The sequence below is a fragment of the Allobosea sp. BK604 genome (assembly GCF_004341515.1).
Classification (GTDB): domain Bacteria; phylum Pseudomonadota; class Alphaproteobacteria; order Rhizobiales; family Beijerinckiaceae; genus Allobosea.
Window position 1 is genome coordinate 508,370 of sequence record NZ_SLZF01000002.1, and the last position, 22,158, is coordinate 530,527.

17 protein-coding genes are annotated in these 22,158 nt (G+C 66.2%); 3 read left to right on the plus strand and 14 right to left on the minus strand.

Features of this window, described 5'->3' with window-relative positions; genetic code table 11:
- Positions 1 to 40 precede the first annotated feature (40 nt).
- From EV560_RS07750 to EV560_RS07785, 8 genes are all read right to left on the minus strand, one after another.
- On the minus strand, positions 41 to 1,432 hold the full coding sequence (locus EV560_RS07750; RefSeq protein ID WP_131855157.1) for an MFS transporter: 1,392 nt from the start codon (positions 1,430 to 1,432) through the stop codon (positions 41 to 43).
- Positions 1,323 to 3,374 (minus strand): hydantoinase/oxoprolinase family protein, encoded by a 2,052-nt coding sequence (locus tag EV560_RS07755; RefSeq protein WP_131855158.1) that lies wholly within the window; start codon positions 3,372 to 3,374, stop codon positions 1,323 to 1,325. The genes EV560_RS07750 and EV560_RS07755 overlap by 110 nt, the downstream gene beginning before the upstream one ends.
- 10 nt (positions 3,375 to 3,384) lie before the next feature.
- On the minus strand, positions 3,385 to 5,241 hold the full coding sequence (locus EV560_RS07760; protein WP_165923369.1) for a hydantoinase B/oxoprolinase family protein: 1,857 nt from the start codon (positions 5,239 to 5,241) through the stop codon (positions 3,385 to 3,387).
- A 17-nt stretch (positions 5,242 to 5,258) separates the two neighbouring features.
- Positions 5,259 to 6,635, minus strand: a complete 1,377-nt coding sequence (locus EV560_RS07765) for an MmgE/PrpD family protein (RefSeq protein WP_131855160.1) — start codon at positions 6,633 to 6,635, stop codon at positions 5,259 to 5,261.
- A gap of 13 nt (positions 6,636 to 6,648) precedes the next feature.
- Positions 6,649 to 7,533, minus strand: coding sequence for an ABC transporter permease (locus EV560_RS07770; RefSeq protein ID WP_131855161.1), 885 nt, complete (start codon positions 7,531 to 7,533; stop codon positions 6,649 to 6,651).
- Positions 7,530 to 8,483, minus strand: a complete 954-nt coding sequence (locus tag EV560_RS07775; protein ID WP_131855162.1) for an ABC transporter permease — start codon at positions 8,481 to 8,483, stop codon at positions 7,530 to 7,532. Before EV560_RS07775 ends, EV560_RS07770 begins: the two co-directional genes overlap by 4 nt.
- 33 nt (positions 8,484 to 8,516) lie before the next feature.
- Positions 8,517 to 10,058 carry an ABC transporter substrate-binding protein gene (locus EV560_RS07780; RefSeq protein ID WP_165923370.1) on the minus strand — a complete coding sequence of 514 codons (1,542 nt, stop codon included), beginning with the start codon at positions 10,056 to 10,058 and terminating at the stop codon, positions 8,517 to 8,519.
- 127 nt (positions 10,059 to 10,185) lie between these two features.
- Positions 10,186 to 11,328: a M20/M25/M40 family metallo-hydrolase gene (locus tag EV560_RS07785; protein ID WP_131855164.1), complete on the minus strand. Its 1,143-nt coding sequence runs from the start codon at positions 11,326 to 11,328 to the stop codon at positions 10,186 to 10,188.
- Between the two features lie 230 nt (positions 11,329 to 11,558).
- Here EV560_RS07785 and EV560_RS07790 point away from each other — a divergent pair, with 230 nt between their 5' ends.
- Complete coding sequence (locus tag EV560_RS07790; protein ID WP_131855165.1) at positions 11,559 to 12,752, plus strand: citrate synthase family protein; 1,194 nt, start codon at positions 11,559 to 11,561, stop codon at positions 12,750 to 12,752.
- Between the two features lie 10 nt (positions 12,753 to 12,762).
- Here the strand turns inward: EV560_RS07790 and EV560_RS07795 are convergent, their stop codons facing one another.
- From EV560_RS07795 to EV560_RS07820, 6 genes are all read right to left on the minus strand, one after another.
- Positions 12,763 to 13,869 (minus strand): type 2 periplasmic-binding domain-containing protein, encoded by a 1,107-nt coding sequence (locus EV560_RS07795; protein WP_131855166.1) that lies wholly within the window; start codon positions 13,867 to 13,869, stop codon positions 12,763 to 12,765.
- On the minus strand, positions 13,870 to 14,526 hold the full coding sequence (locus EV560_RS07800; RefSeq protein ID WP_131855167.1) for a 5-bromo-4-chloroindolyl phosphate hydrolysis family protein: 657 nt from the start codon (positions 14,524 to 14,526) through the stop codon (positions 13,870 to 13,872).
- A 3-nt stretch (positions 14,527 to 14,529) separates the two neighbouring features.
- A complete protein-coding gene (locus EV560_RS07805; RefSeq protein ID WP_207907981.1) occupies positions 14,530 to 16,122 on the minus strand; it encodes a substrate-binding domain-containing protein in 1,593 nt (530 codons plus the stop codon).
- Positions 16,123 to 16,148: 26 nt separating this feature from the next.
- On the minus strand, positions 16,149 to 17,225 hold the full coding sequence (locus EV560_RS07810; protein ID WP_207907968.1) for a toxic anion resistance protein: 1,077 nt from the start codon (positions 17,223 to 17,225) through the stop codon (positions 16,149 to 16,151).
- Positions 17,226 to 17,485: 260 nt separating this feature from the next.
- Positions 17,486 to 18,529, minus strand: a complete 1,044-nt coding sequence (locus EV560_RS07815; protein ID WP_131855169.1) for an amidohydrolase family protein — start codon at positions 18,527 to 18,529, stop codon at positions 17,486 to 17,488.
- A 124-nt stretch (positions 18,530 to 18,653) separates the two neighbouring features.
- Positions 18,654 to 20,249 carry an ABC transporter substrate-binding protein gene (locus tag EV560_RS07820; protein ID WP_165923371.1) on the minus strand — a complete coding sequence of 532 codons (1,596 nt, stop codon included), beginning with the start codon at positions 20,247 to 20,249 and terminating at the stop codon, positions 18,654 to 18,656.
- A gap of 354 nt (positions 20,250 to 20,603) precedes the next feature.
- Here EV560_RS07820 and EV560_RS07825 point away from each other — a divergent pair, with 354 nt between their 5' ends.
- A complete protein-coding gene (locus tag EV560_RS07825) occupies positions 20,604 to 21,839 on the plus strand; it encodes an MFS transporter (RefSeq protein ID WP_165923372.1) in 1,236 nt (411 codons plus the stop codon).
- A gap of 26 nt (positions 21,840 to 21,865) precedes the next feature.
- The gene (locus tag EV560_RS07830; RefSeq protein ID WP_131855172.1) at positions 21,866 to 22,147 is read left to right on the plus strand and encodes a GNAT family N-acetyltransferase; all 282 of its coding nucleotides are present in this window, start codon (positions 21,866 to 21,868) and stop codon (positions 22,145 to 22,147) included.
- Positions 22,148 to 22,158 lie beyond the last annotated feature (11 nt).

Genomic DNA, 22,158 nt, shown 5'->3' on the forward strand with positions numbered 1-22,158 from the left:
AGCGCGCTCATTCAGCACCCGCTCACGGCGCGCCGCAGCTTCATATCTTCGCTGCTTCCGCCGAGCGGCTGAGACCGAAGAGGCAGGGAAGCGAGGCAAGGTTCACGAGCGCGACGATCGCGAATGCGAGGTCGTAACGACCTGTGAAGGTCACGAAGAGCGTGAACAGGGCCGGCGCCAGAATGTTGCTGACGAAGATCAGGATCGTCGACCCGGCCGCCGTCAAGCCGACGAGCGGAGGCGGCGAACGCGCGGCGATCTCGGCGATCTGCACGCCGTTCCAGCTCGAGGCGGACAGCCCGCCGGCCGCAGCCAGCAATGTCAGAGCCCAGACCGGCCATTGCCTGTCGACCAGCGCCAGGAGCGCCATCGTCACGGCCGAGGCCAGGGCGGCGACCTGCATGATCGCAATGCCGGAGCCGACGCGGTCCGAAATCCAGCCCAGCAGGATGCGCCCGACGACACCGGAGGCCTGCATCACGGCGAAGACGAAGCCCGCCACCGTGAGCGGTAGCCCGATGACGCTGACGAGAAAGGCGACGCTGAAGGCCAGCCAGCAACTTTGAGCCGTCGCGAGCAGGGCCCCGGCCATGGACAGGCGCCAGAGCGAGGCTTCGCTCGACAGGCTCGCGAGAGCGTCGATCGGCTGGGCCATCAAACGTGCGAAGCGGCCTGGCCGACGGATCCGCTTTTCCTCGCCGGCATCCGTTCGATCGGAATATCCCTGCAGCAGGAACGCCGAGGCGGCAAAGCAGGCGACCATGCCGGCCGCCACGGCGAGAGCACTGCGCCATCCGGCGTGGTCGACAATGAAGGGAAGCATGGCTCCGGCGAGAACGCCACCCAGAGGCACGCCCGCCTGCTTGATCGAGAACACCAGATTGCGCCGCCGCCGTGGCGTGAAGCGCTGCAGGATATCGCTTCCGGCCGGAGTGGCGACGCCGTGCGCCAGGCCCATGACGGCGCTTGCCAGCATCGCGACCACCGGCAAGGGGGCAAGCAGCAGAAGCATGCCGAGCGCGCCCAGGCCGAGCGTGAGCTGCATCGATCTGATCGATCCGACCCGCCGGACAGTCTCCGCGCCGAAGAGCAGCACCAGCATCGAACCGGCTGTCGTTGCGGCGACCGCATAGCCGACGAAACTGTCCTTCCAGCCGAATTCCGCGAACAGCGCCGGAGCGATGGTCGGCATCACCCGGGTGAGGAAGGCGGCCATCGTCTGCAGGACGAGGATCGCCACGACCGGGGCGATCCAGGCTGATGGCGGGGGCGGCGGAGAGATGCCGGCACCATTCACGATACCGCGTCTCCCCGCCTGCCGATCAGACCTGCTCGCGGATGAACAGGTTGCCGTGGACGTCGACGACCGCTCTCTGCCCCGGCAGCAGGTAGGTGGTGGCGTCGAGCTGCTCGACGATGGCCGGCCCGTCAATGGTCGCGCCGGCGCCCAGCCGCGTGCGATCGTAGATCGGGCAATTCAGCCATTGCCCGCCGGCATAGACCTTCTGCGCGCCGGAGCGCGCCTCCTCGATCGCCGTTCCCGCCGCCACCGTCTGCGTGCGCGGCTTGGCGAGCTGACCCGTCGCGTTCACCCGGATCAGGACGATCTCGACCGGCATTTCCGGCTGCGAGAAGGTGTAGAGCTGGTGATGCGCGGCGTGGAAGCCCTCGATGGCGGCCCGCAGCGCGCCTTCGTTCACGGCCTGCGCCGGCCAGGGCACGCTCAGCTCGAAGCCCTGGTGGATGTAGCGCATGCCCACCGACCATTCGATCTTGCGGCCGGCCGCGGGCACGTTCTCGGCGTCGAGCCAGGCAATGGCGTCGGCGTTGAGTTGGGCGAAGACGGCGGTGAGCTTTTCAAGATCATAGGATGGCGGGCGCAGGATGCTCGTCATCGAGAAGTCGTTCTTCAGGTCCGACCAGAGCAGGCCCAGGCTGGAGAGCACGCCGGCCTCGGGCGCGACGATCGAGCCCTTCATGCCGAGCAGCCGGGTCAGGAAGCCGCTATGCAGCGGGCCTGCGCCGCCGAAGGGCACCAGCGCGAAATCCGCCGGATCATGCCCGCGCTCGACCGAGACGACGCGGATCGCGCCGACCATGTTGTTGTTGGCGATCTCGATGATGCCGCTGGCGGCATCCTGGATCGACAGGCCGAGCGGCCGCGCGACCTGGCGTTCGATTGCTTTGGCGGCGGCGTCGAGATCGAGCGCCATGCTGCCCTTGAGCAGGTGCGGCGGCAGGTGGCCGAGAACGACATGCGCGTCGGTCACGGTGGGCTCCGTGCCGCCGCGCCCGTAGCAGACCGGTCCCGGCATCGCGCCGGCGCTCATCGGCCCGACGACGAGCGAGCCGTTCGAGACCCGCGCGATCGAGCCGCCGCCGGCCCCGATCGTATGGATATCGATCATCGGCAGGCTCAGCGGCCAGTCGCCTATATTGCCTTCCATGGTGATGTCGGGATCATGGCCGTTGATCAGGGCGATATCGGCCGAGGTGCCGCCGACATCGAAGGAGATCAGCTTGTCCTCGCCGGTCAGCCTGCCGACCAGGCTCGCCCCGACCACACCGGCCGCAGGACCGGACAGGGCCGTATGAACCGGCTGACGACGGATCGTCTCGACGCCGGTAACGCCGCCGCTCGACTTCATCAGCAGCAGGCGACCCGAGATCTCGTCGGAAGCGATGCGCTGCTCCAGATTGGCGACGTAACGCGACACCTTCGGCATGACATAGCTGTTGAGCAGCGTGACCATGCTCCGCTCGAACTCGCGGAAGGTCGGCAGCACGTCCGAGGACAGCGAGATCAGCGCGTCCGGAAACTCCTCGGCGATGATCTCGCGCGTGCGCTGCTCGTGGGCCGGGTTGGCGTAGGAATGGATATAGCAGATTGCGATCGCCTTGATGCCGCGGCTGCGGATCTCGGCTGCGGCCCGGCGCACGGCGTCCTCGGCGAGCGGCTCGAGCTCCTCGCCCTCGAAATTCATCCGCCCGTCGATCTCATAGATGCGCTGCGGCGCGACCGGGCGCTTCGGCTTGACCCAGGAATAGACATTGTCCGCACGCGGGATGTCGTGGCGGCCGATCTCCAGGACATGGCGGAAGCCGGTCGTGGTCAGCAGCGCGCATTCGGCGCCGTTCATCTCCAGGATCGTGTTGGTGGCGACGGTCGTGCCATGGAAGACATGGCTGACATCGGACGGAGCCACGCCCGCTTCCGTCAGGATCTGGCGCACGCCGTTGACGAAGCCGATCGAGGGATCTTCCGGCGTCGAGGGCGTCTTGGCCTTGTGCAGGGCGCCGGTGCGCCGGTCGACGAGCGTGACGTCGGTGAAGGTGCCGCCGGTATCGACGGCGATGGATACCATCTGGGTCATTGTCGCGCTCTCAGGAACGGGCGTGTTTGGCATGGGTCACGCTGTCGGCATGGTCCCACCACTGGTCAGGGTCGAAATAATCGCGGCGATGCAGCAGCTTGGTCTGCCAGCGATGGGCCGCGCGATGAGCCTTCGTCGCCTCGAGGTCGACGGTCTCGCTGGCCACGTCGAGGATCACGCCATACTCGTCCCGCGCGCTTTCCGGACTGACGAAGCCGCCGAGGACATCCGCCAGCACGCGCTCGGGCTCGCGGTCGAAGGGATGGCCGAAGCCGCCGCCGCCGGGCATCGCGATGCGCAGCACGTCGCCGGTCCTGAGCACCACGCCATCCTGCAGGCTGGGCAGGACGCGCTCGTCGGGCCGGCCGGGATTGATGATGAACTGGCCGGAGCGCCCGCTCATGCCGCCGGCGACGCCATAGGCCGGGAAGTCGACATTGCTCATGCGCAGCGAGATCGAGGCGGTCTCGGAACGCATCTCGAATTCTCGGATGACGCCGCAGCCGCCGCGCCAGCGGCCGGGGCCACCGGAATCCGGGTTGACGGCATAGCGCTTCACGACAAGCGGATAGTTCTGCTCGGCGAACTCGACCGGGTAGTTCTGCTGATTCAGGTAGTAGATCGCGTCCGGCCCGTCCGAGTTCGGCCTGGCGCCCTGTCCGGCCGCGATCGCCATCGTCTTGAGGAAGGCCTCGCCGCTGCCGGCCCAGGTGCCGCGCAGCTTGTTGGCGCTGTAGGCGGAGCTCGAGCCCATCGCCCTGTCGGGGCTGGCGACGTTGATCAGGCCGAGGCAGGCGCTGGTAACGCGCGACAGGGTGACCGAGCGCTGGCCGAGCGAAGCCGGGAAGCGCGGCTGGATCACGCTGCCCTCGCGCAGCTTCACCTCGTCGATGATCGAAAGCAGCCCCTCGTTGAACATGAACTCGGGATGCCCGGCGACGGCGTAGATGCCGAACATCATCTGCACGCAGGAGGGATGCATGATGAAGTTGATCGGCCCGCGCGTCTGGTCGTCGGTCTCGGTGCAGTCGATCTCGATGCGGTCCTTCGTCGCCGTCAGCGTCATGCGGATGGCAATCGGGCCGGTGCCGTGGCCGTCGGTGTCGATCAGCTCGGCGAAGCGGTACTCGCCCGGCTTGAAGATCTCGTGCATCTGCGCGCGGGCATAGTCGCGGGTCTGCCGGATGAGCTGGTCGAAGGCGATATGCGCACCCTCGACGCCGAAGCGGTCGAACAGCTCGATCATGCGGCGCCGGCCGAGCTCGACGGCCGCCATCATCGCCCGCACATCGCCCTTGCTCATCTCGGGCAGCCGCGAATTGCGCAGGAAGGTCCGGAACAGGTCCTCGTTCAGCACGCCCTCGCGATAGAGCCGCACCGGCGGGATCAGGATGCCTTCGTGGAAGATCTCGGTGGCGTCAGGCGTCGTCGAGCCGGAGCGCATGCCGCCGATATCGAGGAAATGCGCCCAGGAATGGGTGAAGCCGGCGATCTTGCCGTCGACGAAGATCGGGCTGACGAAAACCTGGTCCGGGGTATGGGAGACGCCGCCCTTCGAGAGATAGGGATCGTCGTACCAGTAGACGTCGCCCTCGCGCATCGTCTCGATCGGGAATTCCTCGAGGATGGGCGCGAGGATGTTGCCGAGGATCGGCAGTTTCGTGCCGATCAGCAGGCGTCCGTCCCGGTCGAACAGGCCGCAGAAATAGTCCTGCTTTTCGCGGATGACCGGCGACATCGCCGTGCGCTGGAGCAGCCGTTCCATTTCCGCCTGGGCGGAGCGCAGCGCACCCTTCACGATCTCCAGCGTGACCGGCGTCACGGCAGGCGCATTGCGCAATTGGTTCTCGGGGACGATGTGATTCACGATAGGCCTCTCGGACATCAGGATGCGTGGCGCACCGGCTGCGGCTTCGACCGCAACAGCGCCTGCGACAGGAAATCGAGACTGCCCTTCGCCTCGATCGCGCAAAGCTCGCCATAGAGATCGCGAGCCTGGATTTCGTCGAAATAGCCGGCGCAACAATCCATGAACTTGGCGCGGCGGTCGGCCTCGTCGAACGGATCGGCGAGCGTGCCGCGCTCCATGTCGCGCTCGGCGCGCAGGACGGTGCCGTCGGTCAGGCGGACGAGGACCTTGTGCGGCAGATAGGCCGAGGAGGCTTCCTCCTCCGGCGCATAGGCCCGCATCGCGGTCAGCGGCAGAAGCTTGCGAATCTCCGGCCGCGCGACCGCTGCAGGAGTGAAGTCGGAAATGCTGAGCCGGCCGCGCTCCAGCGCGACGGCGACGCAGTAATGCATCGAGAAGCGGGCCTGCATCTCGTCGACGGGGGCGTCATAGGACAGGTTGTTCTTGTTGATCGAGCCGACCAGCGTCTCGACCGCCGCGACATCGCCCGCGCCGAAGCCATGGGCTGCGCGCAGGTCGAGGACCATGTCGAGCGTATTATGCGTCGAGGCGCAGCAGGGATGGCGCTTCGGAGTCAGGCCGATCGTCTCGATCGAATGCGGCGCGCCGATCCGGCCGATGACAGCGTCCCAGCTCTCGCCATCGCCGCCGTAAAGCGCCTGGAAGCCGAAGCGGTGCTCCAGGATGTCGAGCCGACCGGTCATGCCGGTCACGGCGAGCAAGCTGGCTTCGACCGCATTGCGGGCCGAGAGGCCGGCATGAAGCGGCTTGGCCGGCGTGCCGAACTGCCCTTTGACGCCCGCCGCCATGCTGGCGGCCAGGCTGAGCGCGCGGGCGATTCCGGCAGCGTCCAGCCCGAGCAGCCGCGCGACGCCCGCGGCGGCGCCGACCGCGCCGATGGTCGAGGTCGCGTGCCAGCCCAGCGCATAGTGCCGCGGGTTCATGCCGTCGCCGATCACGGCCTGGGCCTCGAGGCCGACGAGATAGGCCTCGATCAGCTCAGCGCCGCTCGCTCCCCTCGCCTCGGCCACCGCCAGGAGCGCTGGCACGAGAACGGCCGAGGCATGCCCCATCAGCGGACGAAACGTATCGTCGAAATCCAGGCAATGAGCCGCCGTCCCGTTGACGAGCGCCGCATGGCCCGGCGTCGCCCTCCTGCCGGTGACGGTCGTCGACGGACCCTGCCAGCGATCGTCGAGGAAGGCGGAGCTCATCACCGTCGCCTCGTCGCCCGCGCCGGCGACGATGCAGCCGACCGTGTCGAGAATGGCGTGGGTCGCGCGTTCGCGGGCCAGCGGCGTGAACGCGGTCGTCTCGCTTCCCCAGCGGGCTATGGCTTCGAAGATCGTCACGGGCCGGCGCTCCTCATGTGCTCGTCGGGTCGAGCGCATCGCGCAGGCCATCGCCGAGCCAGTTGTAGAGCAGCACCGTCAGGAAGATCGCAAAGCCGGGAATGAAGGCCAGCAGCGGCGCGTTCCACATGTAGCCGCGCGCCTTGGCGAGCATGTTGCCCCAGCTCGAATCCGGCGGCTGGACGCCAAGGCCGAGGAAGGACAGCGACGATTCCATCAGGATCGCCCAACCGATGCCGAGGGTGGCGGAGACGATGATGGCGGGCCAGGATTGTGGCAGGACATGCCGGAACAGGATGTAGAGCGGTCCGGCACCCAGGCTGCGCGCCGCCTCGACATAGGGCATCTCGCGATTGCGCAGCACTTCGCCGCGCACGATGCGCGCCACGCTCATCCAGCTCGTCGCGCCGATGACGAGGATGATGTTGCCGAGCGTCGCGCCGAACAGGGCGAGCGTCGTGATCATGAAGAAGAAGATCGGCACGGACAGCATGCCGTCGGTCACGCGCATCAGCACGCTGTCGGTGATCCCTCCGGCGAAGCCGGCGGCGCCGCCGACGATGGCTCCCAGGAAAACGGCGAAGACCACCGCCGCGAGGCCGACGGAGAGCGAGATCCGCGCGCCGTAGAGCAGCCGCGACAGCATGTCCCGGCCGTTCTCGTCGGTGCCGAGCGGGTGCTTGATGCTCGGCGGCTGCAGGCGCTCGCGGATCGACATCGCATTGGGCGGATAGGGCGCGAGAACCGGCGCGAATACCGCGGCGATGTTGATCGCGCCGAGCAGCACGAGCGCGAGCATCGCGATCCTGTTGCTGCGGAAGCGGATCCAGGCGCGCCGTCCCGGCGATTTGCCGGCAGTGGCAGGCGCAGGCGCCTGCTCGAGGGTCGAGACGCTCATGGCTTCCCCGCGACGCTGATGCGAGGATCGATGCAGGCGTAGAGCAGGTCGACCAGGAGGCTGGCCAGGATCACGATGGCCGAGGCCACCATCGCGACGCCCATGATGACCGGATAGTCGCGCTCGAAGGCGGCCCGGACGGCGAGCTGCCCGATTCCCGGCCAGGCGAAGACGGTCTCCGTCACGGCCGCGCCGCCGAAGAGCTGCGGAAGAAGCAGGCCGATGACGCTGAGGACCGGGACCAAGGCGTTGCGCAGCGCGTGCCGGAAGATCGTCAAGCGCTCGCTGACGCCCTTGGCGCGCGCCGTGCGGACATAGTCCTGCCGCAGCACCGAAATCATGGCCGAGCGCGTGTGCCGGGTGAGCTGGGCCATATTGCTGGTCGCGAGCACCAGCGTCGGCAGGACGAGATGCTTGGCCACGTCCCAGAAGCTGCCGTCGCCGTCGGTGGCCATGCCGCCAGCCGGGAGCCATTCCAGCTTCAGCGAGAACGCGATCACCAGCAGCAGGCCGAACCAGAAGGCGGGCACGGCGAGGCCGAAGGAGCTCAGCAAGGCGACGGCCTGGTCGACCGGGCCGTTACGCTTCGCCGCGGCGATGACGCCGAGCGGGACCGAGATCGCCACGGCGAGGACGAGCGAAGACGTGGCGAGCACCATCGTGTTGGGAAGCTGCTGCCGGATGATGTCGTAGACCGGAAGCCTGACGCTGAGCGAGAGGCCGAGATCGCCTTGGGCGATCGCGGCGAGCCAGCGCCAGTACTGGACGTGGAACGGCTCGTCGAGCCCCATGAGATTCTTCATGAGCGCCGCGTCTTCCGGCGTCATGTTGGGGTCGAGCAGGATCGCAGGCCCGCCCGGAGCCATATAGACCAGCAGGAACGCGACGAAGGAGACGACCAGGATCAGAACGGCCGCCTCGCCCGTACGCCGGATCAGATAGCGCGCCATGACGGCAGGCCCTCTCCGTTTCGCGCCAGCATGCTACCTGGCCTTCCAGATCTTCTCGGCCTGGCCGAGGGCGTAGCGATAGCCGAGCGTCGGCGACCAGCCGCGCAGGTTCGCGCTCACGCTCTCGATCTCGCGGGCGTAGTAGAGGAAGACGCAGGGCGCATCCTGCGCGATCAGTACCTGCGCGTCCTTGTAGAGCTTGGCGCGCTGCGCGAGATCGATGGTCTTGCGGCCTTCGTCGAGGAGCTTGTCCACCTCAGGGTTCGAATAGGCGAAGATGTTGAGGGTCTTGTCGGTGCCGTAATAGCTGATGATGTCCGGATCCGGAGCGGTGATCCACCAGCAGATGAAGGCCTGCAGCTCGGAGGGCTTTGCGCGCATGCGCTGGACGAAGGCGCCGAAATCGCCGGTCTTGATTGTGGTGTCGACGCCGATCTTCTTCCAGTTGTCCTGCACGATCAGCGCGATCTGCTCGCGGGTCGTGTTGCCGGCATCGACATCCAGCGTGATCTTGAGCTGCTTGCCGTCCTTGGTCCGGATGCCGCCGGAGCCCATCTTCCAGCCGGCCTGGTCGAGCAGCTCGCCGGCCTTCTTGAGGTCGATCGCGTAGCTTTCCACCTTGTCATTGTGGAAATTCGCCAGCACGGGCGTGATCGGCGAGGCCGCGATATCCGCGCGGCCCGCCAGTGCGCCGTCGATGATCGCCTGGCGATCGACGGCATAGGAAAACGCCTGGCGCACGCGCTTGTCGTCGAAGGGCGGCATCGCGTCGTTGAGGCCGACATAGAAGTACATGTTGGACTTCACGTCGTTGATCTTGACGCGCGTGTTCCCCTTGAGCGCGTCGATCTGGTAGGGCTCGATGATCATCCAGTCGAGCTGGCCGCTCTGCAGCTGGGCGAATTGCTGCTCGACATCCGGCATGACCTTGAAGACGAGCGCATCGAGGAGCGGCTTGCCGCGGAAATAGGCGTCGTTCCGCACCAGGCGGACCGAGGATCCCGGCGTGAATTCGCCGAACTTGAACGGGCCGGTTCCGACCGGGCTCTTGGTGAAGGCCGTCGGCTTGGTGAAATCCTCGTTGGACCAGGTCGAGAAGATATGCGCCGGCAGGATCGGCGCGAGATAGCCGAGCATCACCGGCAAGGCCGGCGTCGGAACATTCGTCGTCAGCTTGACGGTGCGCTCATCGACCTTCTCGGCACCGGTCAGGGTCGCGAAATTCGAGCGCTGCGGGAATGCGATCTTGGGGTTCAGCCAGATCTTGTTGATCGTGAAGACCACGTCATCGGCCGTGAACGGCTTGCCGTCGTGCCAGGTCACGTTCGGATAGAGCGAGAACGTCCAGGTGAGGCCGTCCGTGGAGACCGACCATTTTTCCGCGAGATCGCCGACGACCTTCTGGTTCGGGTCGTCATAGCTGGTCAGGCTGTTGAACAGGACGCGATTGACCATGACGTTCTGCACGCCGCCGATCAGCGGCCACAGCGCCGGGTTGCTGATGACCGGGATCGTGAAAGCCCCGCCCGTAACCGGCGCCTGCGCTCCGGCCGGACCAGCCAGAAGGCTCGCCATCGCCGGAGCGCTTGCAAGTCCCGCCAGCAGCGAACGGCGGGACAAACCTGATGAAATGAATCCTTCTGACATGCCGATACCCCTCTTTTTTGGTTTCAGCCGCCTCGTTGGACTGGCTGCGTCATTTTCAGGCCCTGGTGACGGCCGTATCGATGCGCGACAGCAGCCGCACGAGCTGCTGCAGGCCCGGCACCACCGAGGCAATCTCCATGCTTTCGCCGAGCGTGTGCACGCCGCGTCCCAGGCTGGACCCGACGCAGATCGCGGGGATGCCGAGCGAGAGCGGGATATTGGCATCGGTGCTGGACGCCGAGAAGCGCGGCTTGCGACCCATCTCCTCAAGCACCGCGGCCGCCGTCGTGACCAGCGGATGATCGGCGGGCACGCTTCCCGCCGGCCGGTCGCCGACCTTCTCCAGCGTGACCCGGCAGTCGAATTCCGAGGCGGTCTCCTCGAAGATCCGCAGCGCCTGAGCGCTCAGCTTGTCGAGCACGCCCTGCGAGACCGAGCGCATGTCGGTCAGCGCGACCGCTTCCTCGGCAATGGCGTTGACCGAGGTACCGCCCTGAATCGTACCGATATTGAACGTGGTCTTCGGCTCCTTCGGAACCTCGATCCGGCAGAAGCGGGCGCAGGCCGTGGCCAGGCCATGGATGGCGCTGGGGTTGCCGAAGGCCGCGAAGCTGTGGCCGCCAGCGGCGCGATAGGTCACCCTGTAGCGCTCGCTGCCGACGCCGCCATAGACGACATTGCCGAGATCGCCGTCATAGGCGATCACGGCGTCGAGCTCGCCGCCGTGATCGGCCATGAGCCGGCGCATGCCGCGCAGGTCGCCGAGCCCCTCCTCGCCGACGCTGCTGGCCAGGATCAGGTCGCAAGGCGCCTGCCAGTCCGCCTTGGCGGCCAGAGAGGCCAGGCTGATCAGATTGGCGACGGCCGTCGAATTGTCCCGGATACCAGGGCAATAGATCGATCCGTCCTCGATACGGGGCTGGAGCGTGGTCCCCGCCGGGAATACCGTGTCCATATGCGAGACGACCATGACCCGCGGGCCCGGCCCCCGCTTGCGTCCGACGACGTTGCCCAATTCGTCGGCGGCGACATCTTCGAGCCCGACCTCACGGAAGCGCCTGGCGATATGCGCACTGCGCTCAGCTTCTGCGAACGGCGGAGCGGGGATCGTCGCGACGCCGATCGCTTCCTGGAGAAGCAACTCGCCGGATTGAGCGATCAAATTGAGAAGACTTGCCTGCTTATCGACTGAACTCATGGCTGGACTCGATCAATCTCATCGCATTTTGTGCAGCGCCACATGATATCGAGCCCAATCACTCGCCACGAGATACTGCAATAGACCTACCGAATAGCGTCGCAGCCGCAATATTATGCACAGGCGCATGCAGAATGTGCAGATCGAGTACGCTGAAAGCTAGCGTATAAACCACTTGAATCGGGGTCAAGGTTGAATCAATATTTCAACATGTTTCGAGATTGGCCGTCATGAGCATCGACCCCGCCAAGGCGCTGATCGACGTGGACGAGGCGACGCGCCGGCTGCGCGTCAGCCGGGCGACGCTCTACGCCTATGTCAGCCGCGGGCTGATCCGCTCCGAGCGACAGGCGGAGAACGGACGGGCCCATCTCTATGCGCTGGCCGATATCGAACGCCTGGTCTGGCGCAAGACGCGGGCCCGTAAGCCCGCCGGCGCCGCGGCGACAGCCTTGAGCTGGGGGCTGCCGGTGCTCGAGACCGGCGTCAGCCAGATCGAGCGGGGCATGCTGAGCTATCGCGGCCGGCCGATCGGCGAGTTCGCGGAAGAAGCCTCCCTCGAAGAGGTCGCGGCCCTGCTCTGGGGCGTGTCGGACGAGCCTTTCAGCGAGGCACGTTTCGACCCCGCCGGCGTTGCCGGCTGGACGCAACTGGTGGCGCTGCTGGAGACGGAAAGCCCGGTCGACCGTGCCATCGCCTTGATGGCCCTGATGCGCCGGGTGGCCTGGGCACGACAGCTTTCCGCCGTTCCCGGCCTCAACGAGGCGAAGCTGGTCCAGGCGCTTGGCTGCGCCGCGACCGGGCTCGCCCTCGATACCAGGCTTCCCATGCACGAGGCCTTCGCGCAGGCCTGGAACGCCCCCGATGCCGCCGATGTCATTCGCCGCATCCTCGTCTGCAGCGCCGACCACGAACTCAATACATCCGCCTTCACGGCGCGGGTCGTCGCCTCGACCGACGTGGATTGCTGCACCGTCCTGGTCTCGGCGCTGACCGCGTTCTGCGGCTACGAACATACCGGGGTGATCGGCCTGTCCAGGGCCCTGCTCGCAGCCGCCCGACGCGGCGTCGATCTCGACGCGCTCATCGACGAGGCGCAGGCGGGCGAGAAGCCGCTCGCGGGGTTCTACCATCGGCTCTATCCCGACGGCGATCCGCGCGCGGCGATGGTGCTCTCGCGCTGCCGGATCATCCCCGAAGCGCCACGGCTGATCGATACTGTCGAGCGGCGCACGGGCCTGCGCCCGAACATCGATATCGCGCTGGTGATCGCCGAGGCCGGTTACGGGTTACCGGTCGGGGCGGCCGAGGCGATGTTCGCGACCGGCCGCTCGGTCGGCTGGATCGCCCATGCGGCCGAACAACGCGCGAGCGGCATCCGGATCCGCCCCCGCGCCTCTCACGCGACGCTCGCGCCGGATTGACGGCCCCGGCTCACGCCAGACGATCGATCAGCGCCAGCATCGTGTGGAAGTCGGGCATCGGGATCACGGCATCGATGCGCGGCAGGATGCGGTCCTTGACCAATGGGTTGCCGCTTTCGCCGGCAATGCCGAGCGGACCACGGAAGCCGTGCTTCGTCCAGGCGATCTCCTGGACCTCCGGCGTCATCAGCGCCTCGATCAGGGCTCCAGCCTGATCGTCGACGGCGATCAGCGGGTGCGCCGAGAACACGGTCGGCTCAGGATAGAGGATGACCGGCTTCGCCGGGGCCGCCGCCTCGAGCCGCCGCCAGCGCGCCTCGTCCTCCAGCACCCATTCGACGAGCTGGTTCTCGTAGCCGACGATGAGAGGCTGGGCGCCGGGCCCGCCGGCGAGATAGTCCTCGAACATCTTCCCGGAGGAGCTCGGCTTGTAGCCCATGCGGGCAAAGATGGTCGCGACCTGCTCGCCGATCGTGGCAGGCGTCGCGCTCGTGGCGACTCCTCCGCCCAGCAGATTGGCGGCGAGGCCGACGAGCATGAAGCCGGAATTCGACCGGTTCGGATCGGTCGAGATCAGGCGCGCATTGCCGTAGAGGCCGGGCACGCCGATATCCGACCAGCGCTTGTTCTGGAGGATCGCGCCGAGCAGCGCGGAGAGATCGAGGCGATAGCGCAGATCGCCATCGGCCTTCGCGAAGCCGCCGGCGACCAGCCCCTTGGCGACATTGTCCCAGGAATAGACCACGATCGGGGAATTCAGGATGACCTGATCGCGCCGGATCTTCACCCCGCTCGCGCGCGCCAGATCGACCACGACCGAGGAGGACGGCCAGAGAAATTGCGGCTTTTGGTCGAGGATCGCGCGTTCGCGCGCCATCTCGATGCTACCGGCGCGCCGCGCGTCGAGTTCCAGGCCAGCGCGCCGGCGCAGTGCCGTGACGACGTCGGGATCGGCGACGAAACGCTCCTTCTCGCCCCCGATGAAGCCGGAAAGCTTGGTCGTTTCACCGAGATAGCCGCGAATGAGCGGGTTGGAGCGCCCGTAGAGCGCGGCGCCGGTCGCCGCCGCGCTGAAGCCGAGAAGGCCAAGGCCGAGGGTGCGGCGACTGATCGCCATTCAGGAGTTTCCCTTCTGGGGCAGGCTCGCAAGTCCCGTCGGGCTGCCGATATCCTCGGCGAGCGAGCGTCCGAGTAGTTTCAGCTCGACATCGAGAAGGTCGAGCTGGGCCTGCGCGAAACTGTCGGAATAGTAGGTGAAGGCCTGGTCGAGCTTGCCCAGCATCTCGCCGAGCTCGGCGAGCCGCTTGGGATCGCCGCTGCGCTGCCCCTCGACCACGGCCATGCCCTCCGCGATATCGACGGAGCGCGGCAGGTAATAGGTGAGGAACCGCCGTATCGCCGGCAGCCTGCCCGGCTCCTGCGCAAGGCGGTCGAGAATGCTGCGGGCGATCTCGGCCATATGCGCGGCGCGCCTGGCCGCCTCCTTCGACGTCAGGTTGCCCGACGCCTGCCGCAGGCGCGCGACCAGCGTCTCGCCCTCCTCGATCAGGCCGGCGACGAGTTCGGCCTGCGCCCGGCCGATCCGCTCTGCGGAGATCCGGTCGATCGCCCGCGCCGGCGCGAGCAGGAAGGCGGTGCCGAGATAGAGCCCGAGCGCGACCGGAACCACGACCAGGAACGGAAGGCCGAGGCCGAAGACGCCGGCCGGAATGGCGAGCGCCGCGACGCCGCCGGCGAGCAGGTGGTTCCAGCCATTGGCGCCACCCGGATCCATGCGTCAGTTATAACCGCGCACGGCGCGGAACGCCTCGACCAGCCCCGAGCGCCCGTCGAATATCCGCCCGCCGGTTTCGCTTGCGAGACGCTCGAGCTGGGAGCGGTCGGCATCGCCGAAGGTGATGCCGAAGACGGGCACCCTGTGCCCGTCCTGCCGCCAGTCGCGCAGGAAGCTTTCGGGAGAGCCCTGGCTCTGACCGTCGGTCATGATGACGATGGCGGGCAGGAACCTGCCGGTGCCGAGATCGGCCGCCATGGCCTGCAGCGCCGAACGTGCACAGCTATACATGTCGGTTCCACCTCCCGCCCGCAATTGCAGGCCCCAGGCCTTCAGCCGATCCTGATCGGCAGGGACACCCGTGCCTTGCTCGGCCTTGCCCGGCACGCTGGAGAACGGGATCGCGATGATGCGATCCTCCGCCGACCATTGCACCAGGAGCGCGCGGGTGGTCTGGGGGGTAAACAGGAAGGAGGCCGCCTCATGCAGCTGGCGGATGCCCTCGCCCTCCATGCTTCCGGAGACGTCGAGGCAAAGTGCCGATAGCGAAGGCAGCCGCAACGCCTCCTGGTAGAGATTGAGCGCGTCCCAGATGACCTTGGGCTCGGGCGGCCGCACCGCCGTGATCGGGCGGGACGGATCGAAATTCCAGTCCGCGACCGGAGGGGCGTTGTCGCCGGCGCCGAGGGGAAGGCGGCGGCCGGTCGCTGCGATGCGCTTGCGGATCTCAGCCGAGGCGAGGAATTTCTGCAGATCGAGCACGAAGCTCTCGACATCCTTGCCGCGGCCGCGATCGAGATAGCCAATCGGCCCGTCCGAGACCGCGACGCCGTCTTTCGGATAGACCAACCAGAGCGGTTCGCTGCGGCGCGCGACGAGCGCGTCGTTGGTTTCCTTCAGCACCGCCTCATAGTTCCACATCGCATCGTAGCGGACGCCACGCTTGTCCTGGTCGAGGAACAGGTCGCCGAGCCAGCCGCTCGAGCCCGAGCTGCGCTCGACGCCGGCGAGCAGCGCCCGGGCCTTCTGCCGGACATCGGGACTGGAGAGATCGCCGCTGGTCAGGACATCGCCCTTGCCGACGGCCGTGGTCAGCATCGCGAGATAGGCGCCGGCTCCGGAATTCGATTGCGTCGCCGAGGACATCAGGAATTTCAGATCGCCCTTCTCGACCGCCGCGACGATATCTGCGGTGGTCACCTCGTCCCTGGTCCAGCCCAGCGCCTCGGCCTTGGACTTGCGCACGCCCAGGATCACGGGACTCTGCGAGACCGAGGCCAGATGCTTGACCTTGCGGTTCTCGTCGAAGAGATCGATCCAGATCGATGCTGCCGGCCAGACCACATCGGCCTGGAGCGGGGCGGTCGCCGATTTCAGGCCGAAGCCGATATCGAGCGACCCCTGGTAGTTGAAGCCGCATTTGGCGCCGCGCGACTTGCAGAATTCCTGCACCAGCGGCTCGAGCACCTTGTTCTCCGAGCCGGCGGCGATCGCGATCTCCGGCCCGGAGGGCGAGCAGGCCGCGATGCCCAGGCTCAGGCCCAGCGCCCCCGCGAGGGCAAGCGCCAGCCGGACCGCGAAGCGGGACAGGACCATCGGCGTGCCCGCTGCACCGCCGCCGATCACGCGGCGGAACTCGCAAGCGCGGTCTTCAACTCCCCGGTCAGCTGCTGCATGCGAGTCTCGACCGCGGCGCGCTTCTGGCGACCTTCGCGCTGCACCGCGAGCACGCCGGTGACCGTGTCGATGAGATCGCGATTGGTCTTCTCGAGGGTCTGGATGTCGATGATGCCGCGCTGGGCCTGCTTCTCGATCTCGATCGCCTGGCTCTTCATCATCTCGGAGGCCTGCCGCATCATCGTGTTGGTGGCGTCGGTCACCGTCTTCTGGAGGTCGAGCGCGGCCGATTGGCGGGTCAGGCCGAGCAGCAGCACCATCTTCTGCTTCCAGACCGGGATCGTCAGCTGTGTCGTGGCCTGCAGGTTCTCGATCAGCGTCTCGTCGCCAGCCTGGACGAGGCGAATCTGGGGGAGTTGCTGGATCCCGATCTGGCGCGCCTGCTGAAGATAGAAGACGCGCTTTTCCAGCCGGTCGACCGCCTGGGCGGCATCCTGATAGGCCTGCGCCGCCATCAGGCCATCGCCCGTCGCCTGCGCGCTATCCGCCTCGGACTTCAGCTCCAGCAGGCGTCCGTTGCGGAATTCCTCGGCGAAGACCTTGCCGGCGGCGATATGGGCTTCGAGAAACTGGATCGAGCGGCGGGTCTCCTCATGGAGATCGTCGAGCAGCGAGATGTCCCGCCGCAGGATGTCCTTGTGCTTGTCGAGCTGGATATTGATGCCTTCGATCTGGCTGGCGACGTCCTCGAACCGGCCGACGAAGCGACGCAGGCGGCTTTCGGCCGATGAGATCAGCTTCTCGAAGAAGCCGGCCTTCTGAACCGTGGCGGGGTCGAGGCCGCGCGCCTTCTCGATCACGTCGAGCAGCAATGCTCCGGTATCGCCCATCTCCCGGTTACGGGTCTGGGCCAGGACGCGATCGGCGAAGGCGACGACGTCGCGCTGTGACCTGTCGCCGAAACTCGTGACCAGCGCGCGGTCCCCGAGATCGATGCCTTGCTTGATCTGCGCTACGAGATTGGGATCGGCGACGACCGTCGGCAGGTTGGTCGTCATGGTCGTAAGATCCTCGGTCATCATGATCTCCTGATTCCCGGGCTCGACCACGCGCCGAATTTTGCGACAGCTTTACGACAGTTGGGTGATGGTCGGGATGCGGCCGGATCAGCCTGTGAGGTCAGTGGCCCCCGGCCTTTCAGGCCCGCCATCGCCGACGGAGGTTGACCGATCCGGCTGAGCGGGCGGGACGGGAGCAGGTTTTATCGAGATCGCCTTGAGGCTTAGGCCCGATCGTCGTGGCCCGCTGTCGCTCGCGATGGGAGCGCCTCAGCTGGAAGCTCTCAGAATTTAGTGCTGGTTATCTTGTATGCGCTAGCCGCAGATCGACAATATAAATCCAGCTTCTCTTCAGCCGTAAAATCCTTCGTGATGCGCTTGAAGGCGTTCCAGAGGACAAGATAGCTGGTCGACTGGCCATCGACGGGAAAATTGCTTTCGAACATGCATCGGCCGACCCCGAAACAGTCAATGCATGTCATGACGTAAGGCCGCCAGGCGGAGGCCAGATCGAGAGAATTCGGCGGCGTATCGCGCCTGTGAAAACCAAAGCCGTAATAGAGCATCCCGAGCCCGCCGAGCTTCATCGCCACGTTGGGACACCCGGCGAGTGCCTTGATGCCCTCCCGCCATTCCAGGAAAATCTCATTGCGGCGGTTGGAATAGGGTCCGACACCGAGCGGGCCGCCCACGTGATTGACGATGACGGTCGTGTCGGGAAAGGCCCTCGCGAGATCTGCGATCTCGTCCAACTGATGATGAAACGCCCAGGCGTCGAAGCTCAGCTGCCGCGAGGCAAGCAGCGAAAAGCCGGCGCGGAATGCGGCATCGGCGGCCAGATGAGCGGGATCGGCGCGCCCGAACATGCCAATGCCCGAGGCGTCCCAGCGCAAATGCTGACGGATGCCGCGGAACCGCCCTCCGGCGAGCGCGATATGGGCATCCAGCACGGGAGCAAGGCCTTTGCCGAGGCGCAGGTCGGCATGGCCGACGATCGCGGCAGCGATCCGATCGCCCTTTTCGGGCAGACAGGAGACGTTCCGAACCACAAAGCCGGTTTCCCCGGTCGGCCTCAGCTCGACCGGGCCGTCGCTCAGGTGCTGCGAGCTTCCTTCGATGAAGACGGTGGCGACGATGTTGTGGCCCAGATTGGCATTGGCCAGCATGTCCTCGGCAGAATATTCGCGGCCTGGATGCGTCCAGATGTGATGATGCGCGTCGATGATCGGGAGCTCGGGCTCGAGCACCGGCTCGCCATGGCGCGCGTGCCAGTCGTTCATCTCCGCGCGTGAGCGGATGGCATTGCGGGTGTAGTCGTAGTCCAGCATCGTCGGGCTCGCGCTGACCGCGCCAGAGCATTTCCGCGCTTCTCCGAAGCGCGAAAATTCTCTCGCTATTTGTAGTGACGCATTTTCTTCACGCGAACCGGTGTCCACTTCGCTCGAAAATGCTCTATGCCGGCCGGACATTCCAGAAGACCGGGAAGCCGTTCAGGATGCCGTCGATGCTCGTCCGGCTGGCGGTCTGCTGGAGATACTGGCCGAGCGGATAGTAGGGGACATCGACAAGGCACTGCATTTGAATGTCGGCGCAGATTTGCCGCTGCGCCGCCTCGTCCGGCGCCTCGAACCAGTCGACCCGCAATTGCTCCAGCCTCGCGCTCGTCGGCCAGCCCGTGATACCCGCGGTGCCATTGCCGCGAATATAGGAATGCACGGCGGGGCTGAGCCAATCCATGCCCGCGGAACCGACCACGAAAGCGTGCCAGCCGCCCTGGGAAATCGGCTCCCGCTTGTTGCGCCGCGCCAGCATCGAGGCCCAATCCATCGCGGCGTATTCGACATTAAGGCCGGCATCCTTCATCAGCTCGGCGCAGACATCGCCGAGCGCCTTGAGGGGCGGATTATCGGCCGGAACCATCAGGACGATGCGTTCATTGGCATAGCCCGCCCGCGTGAGCTCTTCCCGCGTCTTCCGGGGATCGGCATGTCCGCGAAACGTCTCGAGCCCGGCTTCGCTTGCCATCGGCGTGCCCGGACAGAAATAGCCCAGGGGCACGCGATAGGAGGCTGGATCCGAGCCGACGATCGCCTCCATGCAGGCGGTCTGGTCGAAGGCACCGAGCAGTGCGCGACGGATTGCCGGATTGTCGAATGGCGGTTGGAGGTGGTTGACGCGCAGCATGTTGACCATGCCGCTCGAATCGAGCTGCTGAAGGCGAATGCCCTTCGTCTCCCGAAGCAAAGGGGCGAGATCGGGCGAGGCATAGGCGAGCCAGTCCTGCTCGCCGGCCTGCAGGGCGGCGGAGGCGGTGCCGACATCGGATATTGTCGTCCACTCGACCTCGTCGTAATGGGCAATCTTCGGCCCGGCGGTCCAATCGGGCGTTCCGGTATCCCGCGGCCGGTAGCCCTCGAATTTGGTGTAGACGCTCTTGATGCCCGCCTGCTGCTCCTCGGCCCTGTAGCGGAACGGCCCGCTGCCGACCATCTCGGTCAATGCCTTCATCGGGTCGGTCAGGGCGAGCCGCTCCGGCATCATCGCGCACATCGGAGGCGTCGTCTTGCCGAGCGCCATGCGCAACCCTGGAAAGGGACGTTTCAAACGAAACTGGATCGTGCGGTCGTCGACAGCCACCAGCTCTTCAGTGACCGCCATCAGATAGCTTCCGAACGTGTCGCGGGCGGCCCAGCGCCTGATGCTCGCGACGCAATCGCGCGCCAGAACCTTCTCTCCGTCATGCCAGAGCAGGCCCTCGCGCAGCATCAGGGTCCAAAGACGGCCGTCATTCTCGACCTTGTCGCCCTCGAGCATCTGGGGCCTGATCTGGTAGGTCCCGTCCATTCCGTAGAGCGTATCGAAGACCATATAGGCGTGATTGCGGGTCACGTAGGCGGTGGTGAAGATCGGATCGAGCAGGACGAGCTCGGTTTGCGGAACGAAGCGGAGCGTCGTGCGCTCGACCGCTCGCACGAGTGCCGGGGATGCAATCGAGGCAACCATGGACACGCCGGCCTGTTTCAGAAAATCTCGCCTGTCCATCAACATCTCCCGGGTAACGCCCCGTCGAATCGTCGTGGCCGACCGATGCGTTGCCGTAGCCGGTCTTGTTGCGATGGGGCCTGCGGCAGCCAACGAAATGCTAACAGAATGTTTTTTGTAAAACAATGATCATTTATGACGACCATCCCCGAGGACGAGCCCGCCGATCACTCCGCGTGGAAGCCAAACGTATCGCCGGCGACACGGATTCTTTGGCTCCAGAGCGTTGCTTTTTACTGACTGAAAGTCACGCTGACGCGATTTGCAGCGGGGCCAACATCGTCGCGGTCGCCGCCGGCTTTTCCGAGATTGTGAGACCTGATAGCGTCCCGGAATGGGCTTCTCGGATGCGATGGCGAAGTGACAACCAAGGCCCGTGGCGGCTCAGTTGGCGCGCTCGGCGCCATTGTTGCGGGGGCGCTGATCCTGCAGGTCGCCGGAACGATCGTGAACACGGTCGTGCCGCTGCAAATGGCGATCGCCAACCAGCCCCCGCTCCTGATCGGTCTCGTCGCATCGTCCTATTCGCTGGGCTTCCTGCTCGGCTGCTTCGCCAATCCTTCCCTGGTCCGGCGGGTCGGCCATATACGCGGCTTTGCGGTGTTCGCCGCGCTTCAGGCGGTCTCGACGCTGAGCTTCCCCCTGCTGCCGGAAGCCTGGTGGGGCGTGTCGCGGCTGGTGATGGGCCTGGCCGCGGCCGGTCACGGCATCTGCATCGAGAGCTGGATCAGCGGGCAGGCTGACCGTGCCCAGCGAGGCCGGATTTTCGGTATCTACCAGATCCTCAATCGCGTCGCGCTGATCGGCTCCCAGATCGGCGTCGGCTATGTCGCGATCCAGACGCACGACATCTTCCTGTTCGCCAGCATGGCCTTCTCGATCGCGCTCATCCCCGTCGCCCTGACACGCGCGCGCGGCCCTGAATCGAGCGAGATCGTCTCGGTCGGCTTGCGGACGCTGTGGCTGCACGCGCCGGCGGCCGTCGTCGGCTGCCTCTATGTCGGGCTGGTGGGCGGGCCGCTGACGAATGTCGCCCCTGCCTATGGCATCCTCTCCGGCCTCGACCAGAGAGCGACCATCCTGCTCACGGCCAGCATCCAGATCGGCGCCCTGCTGCTGCAATGGCCGATGAGCCTGCTCGCCGACCGCGTCCCGAGCCGCCTGATCATGCTCATTGCCACCAGTCTCGTCGCCGTGGCTGCGGCGGTGCTCGCGACGCTCCTGCAGCTCGATGCGAGCCATGGCCGGCTCTGGCTCTTCGCCCTGTTCGCGCTGATCGGCGGCTGCAGCATCCCGCTCTACACGGTCGCGGTCACGCATGCCTATTTCCGGATGGGGCGCGACCATGCGGTCGGGCTCTCCGCGCAACTACTGTTCCTCTGGGGGACGGGCTCGGCGCTCGGGCCGCTCGCCGCGACCCTGCTGATGCAGCTCATGGGTCCGCAGGGCATGCTGGCCTATCTCGTCGCCCTGTCGCTCGCCGTCGCGATCTATATCGCGCTCCGGATCTCGCGAAATCCCTCGCCGCCCCATGTCGATAGCGAGCTGGGCACGACCAGGCCGACGATTCCCGACATCGAGATGACCAAGCGCTAGGGTCTGTTCTCATATTGGAGGGTGCCATGGATGAACAGGTTCGGGATAATCCCGCGATGAGCCGCTTCGAGATGCCGCTCACCGGCGGCACGGTCGCCGCCGCCTATTACAAGATCGAAGACGGCCGCGTGCACCTTCTCCATACCGAGGTGCCGCAGGAATTCTCGGGGCAGGGCAAAGGCTCCACGCTGGCGCGTGGCGTATTCGAGATTCTGCGGGCGCGCGGTCAAAGGGCCGTCGCGACATGTCCTTTCATGGCAGGCTACGCGTCACGCCATCCCGAATATGCCGCAATGCTCGATGGATGAGGGATAGAGAA